Source organism: Streptomyces sp. NPDC007346 (assembly GCF_040703535.1).
GTDB lineage: Bacteria > Actinomycetota > Actinomycetes > Streptomycetales > Streptomycetaceae > Streptomyces.
Window position 1 is genome coordinate 1 of record NZ_JBEYKR010000086.1, and the last position, 17258, is coordinate 17258.

Below are 17258 nucleotides of genomic sequence, written 5' to 3' on the forward strand. Positions count from 1 at the left end.
AGATCGGCGCTCTGCACCTGCTGGGCAGGGACGTGACCCCGGAGCACCTGCTGTCGACCACGGGCACCCCGCTGGAGCCGCTGGACGAGCACGCGCCACCACCACCCCCGCCAACCCCGGCTTCGAGTCCGGCACCACGGGCTGGTCCACCTACTCGGCCACCGGCCAGAACGCCGCCTCCTTCACCGAGGCGGGCGGCCACAGCGGCGCCACCCGGCTCAGCCACTGGTCGGCCTCGGCCTACCAGGTGGAGACGTACCAGTACCTCACCGGCCTCACCGACGGCACGTACACCCTGAGCGCCCGGGTCCGCTCCAGCGGCGGGCAGCACGCCGCGTACATCGCCCTGCGTGACTGCGGTACGGCCGAGCAGCGCACCGACCTGCCCGCCACCGCGAACGGCGCCTGGATCCGGCTGGTCACCTCGGTACGGGTCACCGGCGGCGGCTGCACCATCAGCCTCAACTCCGACGCGGGCGCCGGCCAGTGGGCCAACTTCGACGACATCACCTTCACCCCGGGCGCCACCGGCCTGTCCGTCAAGGGCGGCGACCTCTCCACGCTCCCGAAGAACGAGGCGCACGGGGCCCGCTACCGCGACGCGAGCGGCACCACCGGCGACGCGATGAGCATCCTCGGCGCCTCCGGCATGAACCACGTCCGCCTCAAGGTGTGGGTGGACCCGGCCGACGGCTACAACGACAAGGCCCACGTCCTGGCCATGGCCAAGCGCGCCAAGGCCCTCGGCATGAAGATCCTCGTCGACTTCCACTACTCCGACCGCTGGGCCGACCCGGGGCAGCAGAACAAGCCCGCCGCCTGGGCGGGCCACGGCTACGACCAGCTGAGGAAGGACGTCCACGACCACACGTACGACGTGCTGAACGCCCTCAAGGCGCAGGGCACCACCGCCGACATGGTCCAGATCGGCAACGAGACCAACGCCGGGATGCTCTGGCCCGAGGGCTCGACGAGCAACTGGCCGCGGCTGGCGGGGCTGCTCACCGCGGGCGCGGACGCGGCGAAGGCCGTCTCCGCCGGTACGCGGGTGGCGCTGCACCTCGCCGAGGGCGGCGACAACGCCGCGACCCGCTGGTGGTTCGACAACGCGGTGGCCCAGCGCGTCCCGTTCGACGTCGTCGCGCTCTCGTACTACGGCTACTGGCACGGCCCGCTCTCCGACCTCCAGGCCAACCTGGACGACACGGCCGCCCGGTACGGCAAGCCCGTGCTGGTCGCCGAGACCGCGTACGCGCACACACTGGCCAACGGCGACGGGCTGGAGAACAACGTCGCCACCGCCTCCCAGCTCGCCCCCGGCTACCCGGCCACCCCGGCCGGACAGGCCGCCAACCTCCGGGACGTCATGAACGTCGTGGAGGCCGTCCCGAACGGGCGGGGCCTGGGCGTCGTCTACTGGGAGCCGTCCTGGACCGCCGTGGCCGGCAGCGGCTGGGACCCGCAGGACCCGGCCTCCGGCAACGCCTGGGAGAACCAGGCCCTGTTCGGCTACGACACCACGCTGCTGCCCGCCGCCCGCTGGTTCTCCCACCGCTGAGGGGTGTTCCAGAGAGGCTCCCCGTTCCACCGCCACGCGGTGCGGCGCGGGTGGCCCGGCAGTTCGGCGCGGCCGGTGGCCCACAGCAGGACGGTCCACCGGTCGCCGCCCGCCGGGGCGTCGGGGAAGAGCCGGGCCAGCACCCGGTCGCAGAGCGCGCCCGGCGGCGCCCACTCCAGCCCCAGGCCCTCGGCGAGGTCATGGGTGTGCACCAGGGTCTCCACCACCCCCATCGCGGCGAACCCCTCCGGGTCGGAGACGCCGAACACGTGGTACGAACGCACCTCGGGCGGGGTGGTCCGCACCATCGCGGCCAGCAGCGCACCGCTCGCCTCCAGGGTCGCCAGCAGCCCGGCGGGCCCGGCCGCCCGGTCGGCGAAGACCGCGTTGGCCGGGCCGCCCGGCCGGTCGGCGGACCACCGGTAGGGCACCTCACCGTCGAGCGGCGGCGTACGCGGGCCCAACTGCACGGCGTACGCGAAGAGGTCGTCGCCCAGGTGCTCCACGGTCTCCCAGCAGGTCCACTCCAGCGTCCCGGCGGGCGCGTCCCAGCCCTCGGCCGGGGCCCCGGCCAGCACATCCGCCGCGAGCCGGACGGCGGCGGTCACGTCGTCGGCCGTCACCGGCTGCCGGGCCCCGCCCAGCGCGGCCCGCTCGGCGGCGGAGCACTCCACACAGAACTCGTTGCCCTCCGGATCCGCCAGGGTCACCCACCCCCGCCCGTTCGGTTCGCGGTGGTCGCCCACCAGGGTGGCGCCGAGGGCGAGCAGCCGCTCGACCTCCTCGTCCCGGGTGCGGTCCTGCGGCTGGACATCGAGGTGGACCCGGTTCTTGGCGGTCTTCGCATCGGGCCCCTGGACGAAGAGGATCGCCGCGTCCGGGGTTTCGAGCAGGGCTTCCGGGTCGCCGGGGAAGTCGTCGGCGGCGAGCGGGGCGCCGAGCACCTGGGACCAGAAGCGGCCGAGCGCGTAGGCGTCGGCGCAGTCGACGGTGACGTGCCGTACGTGAGAAGTCATGGCCGCCACCCTCCCGTGCGGCCCGCCCCGGGTCCAGCGGATTACACCTCGCCGAGGCCCGGCCGCGTCGTGTGCTCCGGGAACGGCACGGCGACCCCTCCGGACCACCGGCGGCGGAGCGGCCGCCCACGGGGAACAAAAGCGCCATCAGGGTTTTGCGAAAGGCTTTGAATATCTCGCGCGACCGGCACGGGAGTCGCCTCGGAATCTCCCGGGTCGCGAGCCGATAAGGCGCCGGGCCGGGGGATTGCGAGGCGGCATGATCATGGTGAGACCTTTTGTAAGCCCACGGGCAGGGCGGTGTCAACGATTACGGAAATATGTAGGGTTCCTGCTTTATGGGCCGGAAGGCAAAGGGCACCTTTCCTGGAATCGCCTTGCCTGCCCGGTCCGGCGATGACAGGGTTGACACCCGTGATCACGGGTGAAAGATTCATGCGGCTCTGCTGGAGATCACCCGACCGGCCACCTCACTCACCTGGCCGGTCTTCTTTATGGCGGTGGTGGGTGCGGTTCGCTGTCCGCGGCCCGGACGACGAAGTGAGGCGCATGTCCACCGACCGTTCCCCCTGTCTTGGGAATTTCCGTTCCAGGGGATTCTTACCCGACATGCGTCTTCGTATATCCGAGGCCGGAGAACCGAAGCCGCCGCTGTCCAAGGGCAATGTCCCCGCCCCAAGGGCAATGTCCCCGTCGTCGAACTCCGCCCCGACGACGGGAGGCGCTGGGACGTGAAGCCCCCGTCGCGAGGGCCCGGCCCCCGCCCCCCGGCTCCGCAGGACCCGTCCCGTCCCTCTTCCCAAGGAGAACGCCCGTGCCGTCGTCGCTGACCCGGCCGGCCGACGTCGTCGCGGCCGTCCGCGGACGGGCGGGCCGTTGGATCGACATCGCCCGCCTGCTGCCCCGGGCCGGAACCCCGGCCATGGTCGGATCCCTGCTGCTGAACGTGGCGCTCGGCATCCTCCCCGGAAGCTTCATCGTCGCCACGAGCGTGCTGCTCGGCCGGGTGCCGAGCCTGGCCGAGGCGGGCTCGGGGCTGCCCGCCACGGCCTTCACCGTCCTGTTCCTGGTGGTCGGCGCCTTCGCGTTGCAGCACTTCCTGGCACCGTTCCAGGCGGTCCTGGCGGAGGCTGTCGCACGCCGTGTCGACGAGCACTGCATCGGGCGGCTCTTCGAGGTGACGCTGCGCCGCGCGCCCTTCTTTGTCCTGGAGGACCCCTCACACGCCGATCTGATCGCCGACGCGCGCGCCGCCTTCGCCCGTGCCGTTCCCACGCCCGGCGAGGCGGCCGCGGCCCTGCCGCTGCTGCTCGCCCGCTACTGCCAGCTGGCGACCGCGGTCGTGCTCGTCGGGTACGTGCTCAGCCCGCTCGCCGCCGCCGTCGCCGCCGTGACCTCGGTGGCCATCAGGTTCGGCGTACGCGGCACGCTGGGGCGGTACGCGGCGCTCTGGGACTCGCTGACCCGGCACCGCCGCCGGACCGGCTACATGAGGGAGCTGGCCACCGGGCAGCGGGCGGCCAAGGAGATCCGCATGCTGAACCTGATGCCGTGGCTGGGCGCCAGGCTCCGCAAGGAGACCATGGCCGAGCTCCAGCCGCTGTGGGAGGGAAGCCGCCGCCTGCAGTTCTGGCCGTTCGTCGCGCTGGCGGCCGTCGGCTTCCTCGGCGGATCGACCGTACTGGTCCTGCTGGCCTCCCAGACGTCGCAGGGCCGCGTCAGCCTGCTGGAGCTGGGCATCGGACTCCAGGCGGTCCTGATCACCATGCGCTTCGGCGTGGCCTTCCCGGAGTGCGACGTGCAGACCCAGTTCGGACTGAACTCCTTCCACGCCCTGGAGCGGCTCGAACGGCTGCGAGAGGTCCCCGGCCCCCGCCCCCACCGGACACCGGCGGCCGACGCCCCGGCACCACGGCCCGAGCGTCTGATCGCCTTCGAGAAGGTCTCCTTCTCCTACCGGGAGGATGCTCGGGCGGTACTCGACGGGCTCGACCTGGAGATACCCGTCGGCAAGTGCACCGCCATCGTCGGCCTCAACGGCGCCGGCAAGACCACGCTGGTCAAACTGCTGGCCCGGCTCCACGAACCGACCCGGGGCCGCATCCTGGTCGACGGCGCCGATCTGGCCGACTGCGCCCCGGAGGCATGGCAGCGCCGGATCGCGGTCATCTTCCAGGACTACCTGCGCTACGAACTGCCCGCCAGGGAGAACATCGGCCTCGGCGCCCCCCACCTCCTCGACGACGAGGAGGCCGTGCTCGCCGCGGCCGAGAGCGCCGGAGCCGGCGACATCCTGCGGAGCCTGCCCGAGGGCCCGCGCACACCGCTGTCACGCCACTACCCCGGCGGGCGCGACCTCTCCGGCGGCCAGTGGCAGCGGATCGCGCTCGCCCGCGCCCTGCTGGCAGTCCGCGGCGGGGCCTCGGTGCTGGTCCTGGACGAGCCGACCGCACAGCTCGACGTACGCGGCGAGGTGCGGTTCTTCGACGACTTCCTGGCCACCGCCGGAGCCCGGGGCGTCACCAGCGTCATCATCTCGCACCGCTTCTCCACCGTGCGGCACGCCGACCGGATCGTGGTCGTCGAGCACGGACGGGTGCTGGAACAGGGCACCCACGACTCCCTCATGCGGGACGGCGGCCGGTACGCGGAGCTGTTCCGGCTCCAGGCCCAGCGGTTCCACGACGAGGACGAGCAGGAAATGACCGAGGTCGCCCCATGAGAAGCATCTGGACGTCCGCCTCCTACCTGCTGGCCCTCGGATGGCGCACCAGCCGCCGCCGTCTGGTCGTCTCCGTCGTGCTGCTGGCGGTGGGACACCTGTCCGCGCCGGTGGCCGCGATCATGCTGGGCGCCTTCTCCGAGGCCGCGCTGTCCGGGCGGACCGCCCAGGCCGTCACCCTCTCCGTCGGCATCGCCCTGGTCCTGGTCCTCGACCTCACCATGACGCACTTCGCCCACCTCACCTACTACGAACTGGGCCAGCTCGAACAGCTCGCCCTCACCGAGGAGGTCGCCTCCGTCGTCAACGGCAGGCCGGGCATCGAGGTGCACGACGACCCCCGGTTCAGCGAGACGCTGACGATGGTGACCGACCGGCTGCTCCAGGTGCGGGCCGCCCTCGAAGCGGCGCTGCTCCTGGGCGGCGCCGTACTGCAAGGCCTGCTGACCGCCGCCGTACTCGCGAGCGTCGACCCCTGGCTCGCCCTCCTGCCACTGGCCGCCGTGCCCGCGGTACTGGCCAGTACCCGCGCCCAGCGGGTCGTCGACGAGGCCCGGACCGCCACCGCCTCCCACCTCCAACTGGCCCGTCACCTGGTGGACCTGGGCACCACCGCCGCGTCCGCGAAGGAGATCAGGCTCTTCGGCGTCCAGGACGCCGTGGTGGACCGGCACCGGCGAGCCTGGCGTACGGTCTCCGACCGCCTGACGGCGGCGCAGTTCCGCAGCGCGCTGCTACGGGCCGGCGGCCAGCTCGGCTTCGCCGCCGCCTACGGCGTGGCCATCTGGCTGGTCCTGCGAGGGGCGGTCAGCGGTGCGGTCGGCATCGGACAGGTGGTCCTCACGCTCACCCTCTCGGTCCAGGTCGGGGGGCAGGTCGCGACCACCCTGGGGCTGCTCGGCAAGTTGCAGAACGCCGGCCTGGTGGTCGAACTCATCGCCCGGCTGCGCTCGATCGCACCACCGGTGCCCGAGCCGGTGACCCCGGCGGCCACGCTCCCGGCGGTGCTGCGCGGCGAGATCCGGCTGGAGGGCGTCTCGTTCGCCTATCCCGGTACGGACCGGCTGATCCTGGACGACGTGTCCCTCTCCATCCCGGCCGGTTCCACCGCGGCCCTGGTCGGTGAGAACGGCGCGGGCAAGAGCACGCTCGTCAAGCTCGTCTGCGGCCTGTACCGCCCGACCTCCGGCCGTGTGCTGGTCGACGGGACGGACCTCCGGGAGCTCCCCCTCGAGCAGTGGCAGGCCCGGGTCGCCACCCTCTTCCAGGACTTCGCCCGGTTCGAGCTGCTCCTGCGGGAGAACGTCGGAGTCGGCCGCGTCGACGCCATGGAGGACGACGACCAGCTCTGGAGAGCCCTGGACGCGGCGCGGGCCCGCCCCATGGTGTCCACGCTGCCGGGCGGCCTCGACAGCCTCCTCGGGCACGCCTACGGAGACGGCTCGGAGCTCTCCGGCGGTCAGTGGCAGTCCCTGGGGCTCGCCCGCTCCCTGATGCGCGCCGACCCCCTGCTGCTGCTCCTGGACGAGCCGGCGGCGGCACTGGACGCCGCCGCGGAGCACGCCCTCTTCGAACGGTTCGCCGCCAACTCGGCCGCCGCCGGCACGGCCAACGGCGCCGTGACGCTCTTCGTCTCCCACCGCTTCTCCACCGTGCGCCTGGCCCAGCAGATCATCGTGCTCGACGGGGGACGCGTCGTCGAGACCGGCACCCACGACACCCTCATGGCCGGCCGGGGCGTCTACCAGGAGATGTTCACCCTCCAGGCCGACGCCTACGGCCGGTGAACGGGCGGACGGGCACCTCCGGTGAACGGGCGGACGGGCACCCGGGCCCGGAAGACGCCGGGCGCGTGGGCCCCGGCGCGGCCGACCGTCAGGTGACCGGCTCCGGAGAGCCACGCGCGAAGGGCCGGGACGGCGTACCGTCCCGGCCCGCTTCGCCCGCGCGTGGCGCTACTTCACCGGGGTGAAGTCCCGCGCCCCGATGAACTCGGGACGGCGGATCGGAGCCGCGAAGGGCTCCTGCGCCGCGTTCTCCACGCTGTTGAAGACGATGAAGACGTTGGAGCGCGCGTACGGGGTGATGTTGTCGCCCGAGCCGTGCATGGCGTTGCAGTCGAACCAGGTCGCCGAACCGGCCTTGCCCGTGAAGAGCCTGATGCCGTGGCGGTCGGCCATCTTCGTCAGCGCCTCGTCGGACGGGGTGCCGGCGTCCTGCATCTGGAGCGACTTCTTGTAGTTGTCCTTCGGCGTCTCGCCCGCACAGCCCAGGAAGGTCTTGTGCGAACCGGGCATGATCATCAGCCCGCCGTTGGTGTCGCGGTTCTCGGTCAGCGCGATCGACACGGAGACGGTCCGCATGTTCGGCAGACCGTCCTCGGCGTGCCACGTCTCGAAGTCCGAGTGCCAGTAGAAGCCCGAGGCCCCGAAGCCCGGCTTCACATTGATACGGGACTGGTGGACGTACACGTCCGAGCCGAGGATCTGGCGGGCCCGGCCCACCACCCGCTCGTCGCGGACCAGGCCGGCGAAGACCTCGCTGAGCCGGTGGACCTCGAAGACGGACCGTACGCTCTGCGACTTCGGCTCGATGATGGAGCGCTCGTCGGCACGGACCGCCGGATCGGCGACCAGCCGGTTCAGCTCCGCCTCGTAGACGGCGACCTCGTCGGGGGTGATCAGCTGGTCGACGGTGAGAAAGCCGTCGTGCTCGTATCCCTGGAGATCCTTGGCGGCGACCGGGCCCGGGGCGCCCGGCGCGGACCAGATGACCGGGTCCTGGCGGGGAGTGGTCATCTCGGCGGCGCCGCGCGAGGGGTACAGATCGGCGCGTACTTCGGTGGTCATGGTGGTTCAGGCCTCCTCGGTCAGCAGTGGGTAGACACCGTTCTCGTCATGGTCCTCCCGTCCGGTGACGGGAGGGTTGAAGACACACACGCAGCGGAAGTCGGTCTTGGGCCGCAGGGTGTGCCGCTCATGCCCGTCCAGCAGGTACATCGTGCCCGGCGAGATCCAGTGGGTCTCGCCGGTCTCGTCGTTGGTGAGCTCGGCCTCGCCCTCGGTGCACAGGACCGCCTCGATGTGGTTCGCGTACCACATGGAGGTCTCCGTGCCCGCGTAGAGCACGGTCTCGTGGAGCGAGAAGCCCACCTTCTCCTTGGCGAGCACGATGCGCTTGCTCTCCCAGGTGCCGGACGCGGACTTCACATGCCGGTCGGTGTTCTCGATGTCACTGAACGATCGGACGATCACGGTGAGCGGTGCCTTTCTCTCGTGCTCGGCCCCGGGCCCCGCGGGCCCGGGACTTCTCTTCTCGCCTGCCCCGGCGGCTCCGGGTCAGGCCGTCTCGCGGACGCAGCGGGCCAGCGTGCGCAGGCCCTCGTCCAGCTCCTCGGTGGTGACGGTCAGCGGCGGCAGCAGCTTGACGACCTCGCTCTGCGGGCCGGAGGTCTCCAGCAGGAGCCCCAGCTCGAAGGCGCGGGCGCAGACCGCCGAGGCCCGCGCCGGGTCCTGGAACTCCATGCCCCAGACCAGGCCGCGACCGCGGAACTGCGCGGTCGGCTCCTCGGCGCAGATGGCCAGCAGCGCCTGCTCGACCTGCTCGCCGCGGGCCAGGGTCTGCTTCTCCATCTGACCGTCGGCCCAGTAGGCCTGAAGCGCTGCGGCGGCCGTGACGAAGGCCGGGTTGTTGCCGCGGAAGGTGCCGTTGTGCTCGCCCGGCTCCCAGATGTCCAGCTCCGGCTTGAACAGGCACAGCGACATGGGCATGCCGTAGCCGCTGATGGACTTGGAGAGCGTGACGATGTCCGGGACGATGCCGGCCTCCTCGAAGGAGAAGAAGCCGCCGGTACGGCCGCAGCCCATCTGGATGTCGTCGACGATCAGCAGCATGTCCTGGCGGTGGCACAGCTCCTGGAGCGCGCGCAGCCACTCGGCGCGGGCGACGTTGATGCCGCCCTCGCCCTGGACCGTCTCCACGATCACGGCGGCGGGCTTGTTGAGCCCGGAGCCCTGGTCCTCCAGCAGCCGCTCGAACCAGAGGAAGTCCGGGACGGTGCCGTCGAAGTAGTTGTCGAACGGCATCGGGGTGCCGTGCACCAGCGGGATGCCGGCGCCGGCCCGCTTGAACGCGTTGCCGGTGACGGCGAGCGAGCCCAGCGACATGCCGTGGAAGGCGTTGGTGAACGAGACGACGGACTCGCGGCCCTTGACCTTACGGGCGAGCTTCAGCGCCGACTCGACGGCGTTGGTGCCGGTCGGGCCGGGGAACATCACCTTGTAAGGAAGGTCACGCGGGCGCAGGACGACGTTCTGGAACGTCTCCAGGAAGGCGCGCTTGGCGGTGGTCGCCATGTCCAGGCCGTGGGTGATGCCGTCGCGTTCGATGTAGTCGATCAGCGCGCGTTTGAGTACCGGGTTGTTGTGGCCGTAGTTGAGCGAGCCGGCCCCGGCGAAGAAGTCCAGGTAGGAGTGGCCGTCCTCGTCGGTCAGCCGGGCGCCCTGCGCGCGGTCGAACACGGCGGGCCAGCCGCGGCAGTAGCTCCGTACCTCCGACTCCAGGGTCTCGAAGACGCTCAGTGCGGGCGGGGTGATGGTCACAGCGGATCTCCTGCGTGAGGGGGTGTGACGGGCAGTGGTCGGTGCTCCCTGCCGCACGGAGGCGGCCGGGACCGCGCCGGAGGTCGGCCGGCGCGAAAAGTCAGGGGGAGCCGGGCGTACGGGTACGCCGGGCCGTGGCCGGGTGGCTCACGTGGCCGGTGGGGTCATGGCGGCGCCGAGGCCGGTGCGGCTCGGGCGGCTCGCGCGGCTCAGGTGGCGAACGGGCCTATCCGGTAGAGGACCTCCGGCAGGTGCGTCCCCTCGGGGAACAGCTCCCCGTCGAAGAGCACCTCCTGCTCCAGCGCGACGTCGTGCCGCAGGGCGTAGGACGTGAACAGCCGGTCGGACGCCGTGTTGTCCGGGGTGATCGTCGTCTCGACGCAGGACAGCCCCCGGTCGGCGGCGACGCGGGCGGTCAGCGCGTCCAGCAGGGTCGCGGCCAGTCCCTTGCCGCGATGCGCCCGGTCGACGGCCACCTGCCAGACGACGAGGGTCTCGGGGCGGTCGGGCCTGAGGTAGCCGGTGACGAAGGCGATCGGCCGTCCGTCCTCGCCACGGGCGACGACGGACGTCGCGGCGAAGTCGCGACACCACAGCAGGTAGCTGTACGAGGAGTTCAGGTCCAGGACCTCGGAGTCGCGGGCGATACGCCAGATCGCGGCTCCGTCCTCCACTCGTGGCGTGTCGATACTGAGGAATTCACTTCGGGCACGGGCAAAATCTGCTGGTGCGGCGGTCATGCGAATTGAATTTACCCAGCAAATTTCTAAATTGCATCGAGGCAAAGGGTTGGGCGATGCGCCGATATGTGTTATCAGGCGTGCGCGAGGTTCCGCCGGATTCGGGTACGATTTCGCACCCTTTGTGCCGAATTTTTCGGGCATAACGCCGCCCATGTGGAGTCGGTCACAGGGTTGTAACTCCTGTGAGGCGTGTCCGAAACATGTAGTTCGAGCCCCGAAAAAACTTCCGGGTTTAGGCAACAGAAAAGCGGGCAGAAGAATGCGGGGAGCTGCTTTCTGTAAAGCAGCTCCCCGCATTATGAATATCAGAGGCCCGGCAGGGTTTCCGTAACCGCGCGGCGGGCAGCTTCGAAGTCGACCCGCGGACCCGCGTCGGCCAGTGCCGTCCCCAGGGCCGCGAGCGAGGACAGCACCGCCTGGCGGGTCGCGTCCGCCCCGTAGTGGTTGACCCGGATCATCTCCTTGGAGAGCGCCCCGCCGCCCGCGATGAGCGGCAGCGAGGGGTCCACCGCCAGCGCCCGCGCGACCAGCGCGGCGGCGTCGGTCCCCGCCGGGGCGCGCAGCGTCGTGGCCACCGGAGCGGCGTCCCGCGCCTCGTGCACGTACGGCTCCAGGCCCCCGCCCAGCGCCACCGCGCCCGCCCGGGTCGCCGCGGCGGCGGAGGCGTGGCGGGCCATCACCGCGTCCAGGCCGTCCGCCTCGATCCGCTCCAGGCACGCCTGAAGGCCCAGCATCTCCAGCTGCGCCGGGGCGTGCGGCAGCGCCGTGCGGCCCCCGTCGATCCAGCGCTCCTTCCAGTCCAGGAGCGAGAGGTAGGAGCGGCGCGGGGCGGCCGGGTTGGCGGCGATCCGCTCCCAGGCCCGCTCGCTCACCGACACCGCCGACACCCCGGCCGGACCGCCCATCGCCTTCTGCGCGCCGATCACGCACAGGTCGACGCCCCAGGCGTCCGGCAGCAGCGGCTCGGCGCCCACCGAGGCGACGGCGTCCAGCATGAACAGCGCGCCGTGCGCCCGGACCACCTCGCCGATCTCGGCGACCGGGTTGGTGTTGCCGGTCGCCGCCTCCGCGTGCACCAGCGAGACGAAGTCGATCTCCGGGTGCTCGGCGAGCGCCTCGGCGACCTGGGCGGCCGTCACGGCGGTGTGGAAGGGCACCGTGAGGTCGACGACCTCGGCGCCGCAGTCCCGCAGCCAGTTGCCGAAGGTCTGCCCGTACGGACCGGTGACCACGTTCAGCGCGGTCGAGCCGGGCCGGGCGCCGCTGCGGATGCAGCCCTCCAGCGGCAGCAGCGCCTCGCCCTGGGTGATGACGACGTCCTGCTCGGTGGCGAGGAGCGCGGCCGCCTGCCGCTCGATGGCCGCGAACTGCGCGGCGGTCAGCGGGGGGAGGTCGAGGAAGGGGTGCGTCACGGTGGGGCTCTCTCCGGGTCGGGTCGGTGTTCGGCCGCCGGCCGGCCGGGTCTGCGCCCCGGCCACCCCGGCCGGCGGCGGTCACTGGTGGCCGACGCCTTCTCGCAGCCTACCGAGGGGCTCGTACAGTGCCGCCTATGAGTGATCAGGAGGGGCAGCGGGTGCTGCGGGTGAAGGGACGGGTCCTGGTGGGCCCGGACGAGGTGCGCGACGAACTGTGGGCCGTGGACGGGCGGATCACCTACGAGCGGCCGCCGGGCGCGGACCGGGCGCAGGCCGTCACGGGCTGGGCGCTGCCCGGCCTCGTCGACGCGCACTGCCATGTCGGCCTGGACCGGCACGGCCCGGTCGACGCGGCGACCGCCGAGAAGCAGGCGCTCACCGACCGGGAGGCCGGGACCCTGCTCATCCGGGACGCCGGATCGCCCTCCGACACCCGCTGGATCGACGACCGCGAGGACCTGCCGAAGATCATCCGGGCGGGCCGCCACATCGCCAGGACCCGCCGCTACATCCGTAACTACGCCCATGAGATCGAGCCCGGCGACCTGGTCGCCCACGTCGCCCAGGAGGCCCGGCGCGGCGACGGCTGGGTCAAGCTGGTGGGGGACTGGATCGACCGGGACGCCGGCGACCTGACCGCCTGCTGGCCGCGCGGCGAGGTCGAGGCGGCCATCGCCGAGGCGCACCGGCTGGGTGCCCGGGTCACCGCGCACTGCTTCGCCGAGGAGTCGCTGCGCGACCTGGTGGAGGCGGGCATCGACTGCGTCGAGCACGCCACCGGCCTCACCGAGGAGACCATCCCGCTCTTCGCCGAGCGCGGCGTGGCGATCGTCCCGACCCTGGTCAACATCGCCACGTTCCCCGACCTCGCGGCGGGCGGCGAGGCCAAGTTCCCCCGCTGGTCGGCCCATATGCGGCAGCTGTACGAGCGCCGGTACGACACCGTGCGCGCCGCGTACGACGCCGGCATCCCCGTCTACGTCGGCACCGACGCGGGCGGTTCGCTGGCGCACGGCCTGGTCGCGGGTGAGGTCGCCGAACTGGTGAAGGCGGGCATCCCGCCCCTGGAGGCCCTCTCCGCCACCGCGTGGGGGGCGAGGAGCTGGCTGGGGCGGCCGGGGCTGGAGGAGGGCGCTCCGGCGGACCTGGTCGTGTACGACGAGGACCCGCGCGCCGATGTCCGGGTGCTGGCGGCCCCGCGCCACATCGTGCTGAACGGGCGGGTCATCGGGTGAGGCGGCGCCGCGTTGACAGGCAGTGACGGAAGACGTCCCGGCTCGTTGACGCACTTCTGCGCACGCTCCGACGCCGTCGCACGCCGTACGGCTCACGCCCGGGGAAACGGGTGAAACGGGTGACGGGATGAGACGGGAGGGGAACGAGCGTGCCGAAAGATTCGAATATGCGCGCGGAAACCCCCCTTTGGGGTGAACTCACGCCAGGTATCCACCAGTTCACCCTCAGTGCGTAAAGATTCACGGAGTCGAGGCCACCGGTGCACGCGATGTCCCCCATTGACGGCACCTGTGGCTCCATGTCTCTTGTGGGGGTTCCACCATCGTGAACAGCAACACCTTCCGTCTCGCCGCCCTGGCGGTCGCCGCTCCCGTCACCCTGCTCGCCGCCGTCCCCGCGCAGGCAGCCCCGGCGACGCCCACCACCGGCGGCGAGGGCAGGGCGAGCGCGGTCGTGCTCCGTACCGGGCTCGACGTCTCGCTCCTCGACAAGTCCGTCCAGGTGCCCCTCAAGGTCACGCTCAACGAGGTGCAGGCGCCGGCCAGCGCCGAGAGGACCGCGCTCACCGTGGACCTGGACGGGGTGGAGGGCGACCGGCCGGTCAGCATCCTGCGGGCCGACGTGGCCACCGCGAACGCCACCGTGGACGAGCACAAGGCCGAGGGGTACACCAACCTGGCCAAGGCCCGGGTCCATGTGCCCGGACTGCCCGCGCTCTCGCTCATCGAGGTCGAGAAGGTGACCTCCAAGGCGCTCTGCGAGGCCGGCAAGCAGCCCGTCGCCGAGTCGAACGTGCTCGGCCATGTCTCCGTGCTCGGCAGGAAGGTGACGCTCTCCGCGGGCGGCCCGACCCGGGTGGCGGTGCCGGGCGTCGGTGAGGTGACCCTCGACCTGTCGGAGACGGAGACCACCTCGCGTACGGCCGCCGCGACGGCGCTCCGGCTGAAGGTCTCGGTGAACCCGCTCGACCTCAACGTCGCCGACGTGAAGGGCGAGGTCACCCTCGCCGAGGCGACCTGCGAGACGCCGAAGGCGCCGAAGACGCCCGAGGAGCCCAAGACGCCGGACGAGCCCAAGGCCCCCGAGACGCCCGAGGAGCCGGGTGGCAGCGACGGCGGCTCCACCGGCGGCTCGGACGTGAAGCCGCAGACCGGCTCCGACGCCGGCGAGGCCCCCACCACGCCCAACCTCGCCGAGACCGGCGGCAGCTCCACCACCCCGTACCTCGCGGGCGGCGCCGCCGTGCTGCTGGCGGTCGGCGCGGGCGCCACGGTGATGGCGCGCAGGCGCGGCAGCAGCCGCCAGAGCTGACCCGAGCCCGCGTGCGAGCCCCGGGGGCGGCGTTCCGTACGACGGACGCCGCCCCACGGGGCCCGGCTTCTCAGCGGGGCCCGGCCCCTCTCAGCGCCCCGTTCGCGCGGGCAGCGCCTGAACGGCCTGGTCCAGGGCCTGGAGGAAGCGGTTGGTCGTCGCCCGGTCGCGTACGGCGAGCCGCAGCCACTGCGGCCCCAGCCCCGGGAACGTATCGCCGCGCCGGGCCGCGAAGCCCAGCAGCCGCAACCGTTCGCGGACCTCCGCCGCCCGCTCCAGCCGGACCAGGACGAACGGTCCCCGGGCCTCCTCGACCGCCCGCACCTCGCTGAACTCCGCGAGCCCGGCCAGCAGATGGGCCCGGTCCACGGTGATCCGGTCCGCCGCTCGGGCCGCCTCCACCAGCGCTCTCGGCTCCATGCACGCCTGGGCCGCCGCCAGCGCCGGGGACGACACCGGCCACAGCGGCTGCGCCTCGGCGAGCAGCGCGACGGTCTCCGGCTCGGCCAGCACGTAACCGATCCGCAGCCCGGCCAGCCCCCACGTCTTGGTGAGGCTGCGCAGCACGACCAGACCCGGGATGTCCGTCCGGCCGCACAGCGCCTCGCGCTCGCCCGGCACGACGTCCATGAACGCCTCGTCCACCACCAGCGTCCGCCCCGGTCTGGCCAGCCGCTCCAGCAGCGCCGCCGGGTGCAGCACGGACGTCGGGTTGGTCGGGTTGCCGACCACCACCAGGTCCGCGTCCTCGGGCACCGCCGCCGGATCGAGCCGGAAGCCGTCCTCCTCCCGCAGCAGCACCCGCCCCACCCCGTGCCCGGCCGCCCGCAGCGCCGCCTCCGGCTCGGTGAACTGCGGATGCACGACGACCGGGCGCCGGGCCGGGAGCGCTCGGGCGATCAGGACGAACGCCTCGGCCGCGCCCGCCGTCAACAGGACACGTTCCACCGGCAGTCCGTGGCGTTCGGCGACCGCCGTGCGGGCCGCCGTGCCGTCGGGGTAGGCGGCCAGGGAGACGAGGGAGGCGGCTATCCGCTGGCGCAGCCACTCCGGTGGGGTGTGGGTGCGGACGTTCACGGCGAGATCGGTCAGATCCTCGCCGCGCACCTCCGCGTCGCCGTGGTGGCGCAGGTCGGGCCCGGCGCTCTCGATGTTCCGCGTGGGGGGATTCATGGCTGCCATGGTGAACGGGCGGGGGCCTTCCGTCACGAGTGGGGTGGAATTTTTCTCGCCGGAGACGGGGAAAGGTCCCAGGACGGCCGGAAAACGGCGTGCCACCGCGCAGGTCGCGAGCCCTTTGCCGGCGGACTTCTCCACCACCAGTTCGTCCGCGTCGATCAGCGCCGCCGCCTCCGCGACCGACGGCGTGCCCACCGCCCCGGCCGGCGCTCCCGACGGGTTGGGCACGCGCACCCCGGCCAGCGCCGCCGCCGGGTACGCCCGCACCGGCACCCCGAGCCAGGCGGCCGCCCCCACGATCCCCGGCTCGTCCGCCTTCGTCTCGACGGTCGCCACCTCCACGACATCGGCGGTACGCAGCCCCGCCCCGCGCAGCACCTCCTCGATCAGGCCGAACACCGCGTCGGCCGGGGCTCCTCGCCGGGCGCCGACCCCGACGACCAGGTTCCGCGCGCCGGGCCCGGGGGCGGGGCGGGCGGACGCTGCGGTCATGGGCGGATTCCTGGGGGCGGGATGCTCGTCATGGCGGAGCCTGCCTTTCACATCGAGCGGCTTCACACGAAGCGGCCTTCACACCAGGCGGGCTTCACATCAAGCGGTGGGGGTGGAGCTGTTCCGTGTACGGCCACGGAACCGGGCGCCGTGAGAGGTGTCGTACGGGCGGGTGCGGGCGCCCCGGGTAAGGGCGCCCTGAGATGCGGCCGACCGGCTCGATCGGCTAGCAAGAGCCCATGGCGGTGTTCGTCGCGCTCGGCGCGTTCCTGATGACTCTGGCCGGCGGCTGGGTCGCGCAACGCGTCACGGACCGCCGCCATCTGGTGCTCGGCTTCGCGGGCGGGCTGATGCTCGGGGTGGTCGGCCTGGACCTCCTGCCGGAGGCGCTGGAGGCCACGGGCACCCCGGTGTTCGGGGTGCCCGCCGCCCTGCTGCTGTTCGTCGGCGGCTTCCTGGTCGCGCATCTGGTCGAGGGGCTGCTCGCCGTACGCCAGGTGGCACACGGGGCGAGCGGCGAACGCGTACCGCAGGTGGGGCTGACGGCAGCCGCCGCGATGGTCGGCCACAGCCTGATGGACGGCATCGCGCTCGGCGCCGCCTTCCAGGTCAGCGGAGCCATGGGCCTGGCCGTGGCACTGGCGGTGATCAGTCATGACTTCGCCGACGGATTCAACACGTACACCCTCACCAGTCTTTACGGGAACGCCCGCCGCAAGGCGCTCCTGATGCTGTTCGCGGCCGCCGTGGCGCCGGTCGTGGGCGCCGCGACCACGCTGCTGTTCACCCTTCCGGAGGAACTGCTCGGCGGCTATCTCGGATTCTTCGGCGGAGCGCTGCTCTACCTCGCCGCTGCGGAGATCCTTCCCGAGGCACACCACACCCATCCCGCCCGCTCGACCCTTCTCTGCACCATCGGGGGCGTGGGCTTCATCTGGCTGGTCGTGGGCATCGCCGAGTGAGCCGCGCGCACGCCTGGTGCGCT

The 17258-nt window shown here is 72.3% G+C and carries 12 protein-coding genes and 1 pseudogene; 6 read left to right on the forward strand and 7 right to left on the reverse strand.

The genetic code is table 11. The features are described 5' to 3' along the window. Positions 1 to 100: 100 nt before the first annotated feature. Positions 101 to 1558, forward strand: a pseudogene (locus AB0917_RS21780) (arabinogalactan endo-1,4-beta-galactosidase); the annotation flags it as partial. Here AB0917_RS21780 and AB0917_RS21785 read toward each other — a convergent pair. Then, positions 1510 to 2574: a VOC family protein gene (locus tag AB0917_RS21785; RefSeq protein WP_366821269.1), complete on the reverse strand. Its 1065-nt coding sequence runs from the start codon at positions 2572 to 2574 to the stop codon at positions 1510 to 1512. The pseudogene AB0917_RS21780 and the gene AB0917_RS21785 sit on opposite strands and share 49 nt — an antisense overlap. A gap of 814 nt (positions 2575 to 3388) precedes the next feature. Here AB0917_RS21785 and AB0917_RS21790 point away from each other — a divergent pair. Together AB0917_RS21790 and AB0917_RS21795 are read left to right on the forward strand one after the other, a co-directional pair. Then, positions 3389 to 5296 carry an ABC transporter ATP-binding protein gene (locus tag AB0917_RS21790; protein WP_366821270.1) on the forward strand — a complete coding sequence of 636 codons (1908 nt, stop codon included), beginning with the start codon at positions 3389 to 3391 and terminating at the stop codon, positions 5294 to 5296. Beyond that, positions 5293 to 7083 carry an ABC transporter ATP-binding protein gene (locus AB0917_RS21795; protein WP_366821271.1) on the forward strand — a complete coding sequence of 597 codons (1791 nt, stop codon included), beginning with the start codon at positions 5293 to 5295 and terminating at the stop codon, positions 7081 to 7083. Before AB0917_RS21790 ends, AB0917_RS21795 begins: the two co-directional genes overlap by 4 nt. A gap of 168 nt (positions 7084 to 7251) precedes the next feature. On the opposite strand, the gene thpD is transcribed toward AB0917_RS21795, so the two are convergent. The 5 genes from thpD to AB0917_RS21820 form a co-directional block, all read right to left on the reverse strand. Continuing rightward, positions 7252 to 8145, reverse strand: a complete 894-nt coding sequence (thpD, locus tag AB0917_RS21800; RefSeq protein ID WP_366821272.1) for an ectoine hydroxylase — start codon at positions 8143 to 8145, stop codon at positions 7252 to 7254. A 6-nt stretch (positions 8146 to 8151) separates the two neighbouring features. Then, on the reverse strand, positions 8152 to 8550 hold the full coding sequence (locus tag AB0917_RS21805; protein ID WP_015607780.1) for an ectoine synthase: 399 nt from the start codon (positions 8548 to 8550) through the stop codon (positions 8152 to 8154). A gap of 84 nt (positions 8551 to 8634) precedes the next feature. Further along, positions 8635 to 9897, reverse strand: a complete 1263-nt coding sequence (ectB, locus tag AB0917_RS21810) for a diaminobutyrate--2-oxoglutarate transaminase (RefSeq protein WP_366821273.1) — start codon at positions 9895 to 9897, stop codon at positions 8635 to 8637. A 209-nt stretch (positions 9898 to 10106) separates the two neighbouring features. Further along, positions 10107 to 10637 carry a diaminobutyrate acetyltransferase gene (gene ectA, locus AB0917_RS21815; protein ID WP_366821274.1) on the reverse strand — a complete coding sequence of 177 codons (531 nt, stop codon included), beginning with the start codon at positions 10635 to 10637 and terminating at the stop codon, positions 10107 to 10109. 308 nt (positions 10638 to 10945) lie between these two features. Further along, a complete protein-coding gene (locus AB0917_RS21820) occupies positions 10946 to 12052 on the reverse strand; it encodes an aminotransferase class V-fold PLP-dependent enzyme (protein ID WP_366821275.1) in 1107 nt (368 codons plus the stop codon). A gap of 137 nt (positions 12053 to 12189) precedes the next feature. Here AB0917_RS21820 and AB0917_RS21825 point away from each other — a divergent pair, with 137 nt between their 5' ends. Together AB0917_RS21825 and AB0917_RS21830 are read left to right on the forward strand one after the other, a co-directional pair. Then, positions 12190 to 13290 (forward strand): amidohydrolase family protein, encoded by a 1101-nt coding sequence (locus AB0917_RS21825; RefSeq protein WP_366821277.1) that lies wholly within the window; start codon positions 12190 to 12192, stop codon positions 13288 to 13290. A gap of 325 nt (positions 13291 to 13615) precedes the next feature. Further along, positions 13616 to 14602 (forward strand): SCO1860 family LAETG-anchored protein, encoded by a 987-nt coding sequence (locus AB0917_RS21830; RefSeq protein ID WP_366821278.1) that lies wholly within the window; start codon positions 13616 to 13618, stop codon positions 14600 to 14602. 90 nt (positions 14603 to 14692) lie between these two features. Here AB0917_RS21830 and cobC read toward each other — a convergent pair whose 3' ends face one another. Then, positions 14693 to 16273, reverse strand: coding sequence for an Rv2231c family pyridoxal phosphate-dependent protein CobC (gene cobC, locus AB0917_RS21835; protein ID WP_366821279.1), 1581 nt, complete (start codon positions 16271 to 16273; stop codon positions 14693 to 14695). A gap of 239 nt (positions 16274 to 16512) precedes the next feature. Here cobC and AB0917_RS21840 point away from each other — a divergent pair, with 239 nt between their 5' ends. Beyond that, positions 16513 to 17235, forward strand: a complete 723-nt coding sequence (locus AB0917_RS21840) for a ZIP family metal transporter (protein WP_366821280.1) — start codon at positions 16513 to 16515, stop codon at positions 17233 to 17235. Positions 17236 to 17258 lie beyond the last annotated feature (23 nt).

Excerpts from the sequence above, each read along its gene's own strand:
- AB0917_RS21825 (WP_366821277.1), top strand. The coding sequence starts at position 12,190 with ATGAGTGATCAGGAGGGGCAGCGGGTGCTGCGGGTGAAGGGACGGGTC.
- cobC (WP_366821279.1), bottom strand. The coding sequence starts at position 16,273 with ATGACCGCAGCGTCCGCCCGCCCCGCCCCCGGGCCCGGCGCGCGGAAC.
- ectA (WP_366821274.1), bottom strand. The coding sequence starts at position 10,637 with ATGACCGCCGCACCAGCAGATTTTGCCCGTGCCCGAAGTGAATTCCTC.
- AB0917_RS21840 (WP_366821280.1), top strand. The coding sequence starts at position 16,513 with ATGGCGGTGTTCGTCGCGCTCGGCGCGTTCCTGATGACTCTGGCCGGC.
- AB0917_RS21795 (WP_366821271.1), top strand. The coding sequence starts at position 5,293 with ATGAGAAGCATCTGGACGTCCGCCTCCTACCTGCTGGCCCTCGGATGG.
- thpD (WP_366821272.1), bottom strand. The coding sequence starts at position 8,145 with ATGACCACCGAAGTACGCGCCGATCTGTACCCCTCGCGCGGCGCCGCC.
- AB0917_RS21785 (WP_366821269.1), bottom strand. The coding sequence starts at position 2,574 with ATGACTTCTCACGTACGGCACGTCACCGTCGACTGCGCCGACGCCTAC.